The organism is Polaromonas sp. P3_C2 (assembly GCF_056402675.1).
In genome coordinates this window covers 1-2,967 of record NZ_JBFUGX010000525.1, presented here as the reverse complement: position 1 = coordinate 2,967, position 2,967 = coordinate 1, and the positions used below count along the sequence as shown (strand labels likewise).

3 protein-coding genes are annotated in these 2,967 nt (G+C 57.7%); all 3 read right to left on the bottom strand.

The genetic code is table 11. The features are described 5' to 3' along the window. A partial coding sequence (locus tag AC1DWI_RS18340; protein WP_477725390.1) for a DUF4291 family protein occupies positions 1 to 181 on the bottom strand: 181 nt, incomplete at its 3' end. A 59-nt stretch (positions 182 to 240) separates the two neighbouring features. After that, positions 241 to 804 (bottom strand): RNA 2'-phosphotransferase, encoded by a 564-nt coding sequence (locus AC1DWI_RS18335; RefSeq protein WP_477725389.1) that lies wholly within the window; start codon positions 802 to 804, stop codon positions 241 to 243. Between the two features lie 220 nt (positions 805 to 1,024). Further along, positions 1,025 to 2,967: RNA polymerase sigma factor RpoD (rpoD, locus tag AC1DWI_RS18330; RefSeq protein ID WP_477725388.1), on the bottom strand; the 1,943-nt coding region annotated here is incomplete at its 5' end.

The following is a 2,967-nucleotide window of genomic DNA, read 5'->3' as shown; positions in this document are numbered from 1 at the left end:
CCTCTTTGCTACCCCAGCCTGAGCGATACATCATCCACAAGAAATTTGGCTTGATCCAGCTCATGCGGTTGAAGCTGAAGTCAGGACCGCCCAACTGCCCATGCTCAATGGCGTACGCCGCCGTGCTGGGTCGATAAGCCTGGTAAACGACGATGGTGTCCGCGTCGTGGTGCGCTAACACATGCCGACCCTCTGTTGGCCATACCCGTCGCTGTTCTACGTAAGGAGCAGTAGTCAGTTTCACTCAGGGCTCCCGGCCTCAACAACGCAGAGGTAAACCGGCGGCACATGATCGGTCAGCCATACATTGTTTTCCGATCGAAAGAACAGATAACCTTCTGCCGCCATGCGCTGGGCGTCCAYGGCAAGCAGAACCGGTTGACCATAACGCTGGCCCACCGCGGTAGCCGTTTCGCTGCTTTCGCTCAGGTGGACATGATGGCGCTGGCGCTTGGTCAAKCCTTCCGCCAGGACGGCGTCGAGGAAACGCGATGCGGTGCCGTGATAAAGCCTTGCCGGCGGAGCCAAAGGCGGCAAGCCAAGTTCGACATCCACAGAATGGCCTTGGTTGGCGCGGATGCGCAAGCCGTCGTCGCTGAAGGCGAAACGTTTTTTGTCGCTGGTTTCGACGACTTTTTCGAGCAGGGCACGAGAAAGGGGATGGTTTGCCGACGCAGCCCTGGCGAGCAGCTCATCGACGTTGGCCCAGCCCGCCGCATCTAGCGAAAGCCCGATGGTGGACGGCTTGTGCCGCAGTACCAGGCTGAGGAACTTGCTGGTGCTGGTGAGTTGTTGTGGGGTCATGAATTTTCCTWTTTTATTGTTATAGGTTGATTTATAGGTTGCTCTGAGCAACTTATAGGGTTGCATAATACAACCAAACAACGGAAAGTCAAACCCCTGAACAGATCAGCAGGCAATGAGCGCGAATCGGCGGTCAATATGCATTGATTTTGGTGTTGACATGAAAAAGCCCGGCGCCTTGCGGGGCCGGGCTTTCAAGAAGCTTTGAAGAAAAAGCTGTTTACAGCGTGTCGATAAAGCTGCGCAGCTTGTCCGAACGCGAAGGGTGCTTGAGCTTGCGCAGTGCCTTGGCTTCGATCTGGCGGATGCGTTCGCGCGTCACGTCGAACTGCTTGCCGACTTCTTCGAGCGTGTGGTCGGTCGACATTTCGATACCGAAGCGCATGCGCAGCACCTTGGCTTCGCGCGGTGTCAGGCTGTCGAGAATGTCTTTGACCACATCGCGCAGGCCGGCCTGCATCGCGGCTTCCAGCGGTGCGGTGTTGGCGCTGTCTTCGATGAAGTCGCCCAGGTGCGAATCATCATCGTCACCGATCGGTGTTTCCATCGAGATCGGCTCTTTGGCGATCTTCATGATCTTGCGGATCTTGTCTTCAGGAATCTCCATCTTGGCGGCCAGGATGCTGGCGTCCGGCTCAAAGCCGAATTCCTGCAAGTGCTGGCGCGACAGACGGTTCATCTTGTTGATGGTCTCGATCATGTGAACCGGGATGCGGATGGTGCGGGCCTGGTCGGCGATGGAGCGCGTGATGGCCTGGCGAATCCACCAGGTGGCGTAGGTCGAGAACTTGTAGCCGCGGCGGTATTCGAACTTGTCGACGGCCTTCATCAGGCCGATGTTGCCTTCCTGGATCAAGTCGAGGAACTGCAGGCCGCGGTTGGTGTACTTCTTCGCGATCGAAATCACCAGGCGCAGGTTGGCCTCGATCATTTCCTTCTTGGCGTCGCGCGAGTTGGACTCGCCTTCGTTCATGCGATTGTTGATGTCCTTGAGCTGGCCCAGCGGCACCACCACGCGGGCTTGCAACTCAGCTAGCTTGGTTTGCAGTTCCTGGATGGGCGGCACGTTACGCGCCATCACCACCGACCACGGCTTGCCGGAGGCAACCTGCTTTTCAACCCATTTCAGGTTGAGCAGGTTGGGCGGGAAGTCCTTGATGAAGACTTCCTGCGGCATGCCGCATTTCTCGACGATGATGCGGCGCAGCTCGCGCTCTTTCTTGCGCACGTCCAGCACCTGGCCGCGCAGCATGTCGCACAGCTTTTCAATGGTCTTGGCGGTAAAGCGCACCGTCATCAGCTCGTCGCTCAGGGCTTTTTGCGACTTTACGTAAGTCGGTGTGCCGTAGCCTTCCTTGTCGTAGGTCTTGTGGACCTTCTCGAACAGGGTGGCGATCTTGTCGAAGCGGCTGAGTGCTTCTTTCTTGAGCTCTTCGAGCTTCTTGGTCAGGGCCTTGGAGCCGCCCTTGCCGTCGTCGTCGTCCTCTTCGTCGAATTCGTCAAAGTCTTCTTCGGCCACATAGTCGTCRGCTTCATTGGGGTTGGAAAAGCCGTCGACCACGGTGGAGATGACGATTTTGCCTTCGCGGATTTCTTCGCCCAGACGCATGATTTCTGCGATGGTGGCGGGGCTTTCCGAGATGGCTTCCATCATCTTCATGAGGCCGCCCTCGATGCGCTTGGCGATTTCGATTTCGCCTTCGCGCGTCAAGAGCTCAACCGTGCCCATTTCACGCATGTACATGCGCACGGGGTCGGTGGTCCGGCCGAATTCGCTGTCGACGGTGGACAGCGCGGCTTCGGCTTCTTCTTCGGCTTCTTCTTCCGTGGCGACCGTAGGGCCGGTGTTGTTCAGCAGCAGGGTTTCGGCGTCAGGCGCCTGCTCGTACACGGCCACGCCCATGTCGTTGAGCATGTTGACCACGACTTCCAGCGTTTCAGCATCGACCAGCTTGTCGGGAAGGTGGTCGGAGATTTCGCCATGCGTGAGGTAGCCGCGCGTTTTACCCAGCTTGATCAGGGTTTTCAGGCGCAGGCGGCGTTTGAGCATGTCTTCTTCGGAGAGGACGGTTTCGTCCAGGCCGAATTCCTTCATCAGGGCGCGTTCCTTCGCCTTGCTGATTTTCATGCGCAGCGGTTTGACCTTCTCGGTCGTTTCCGCGA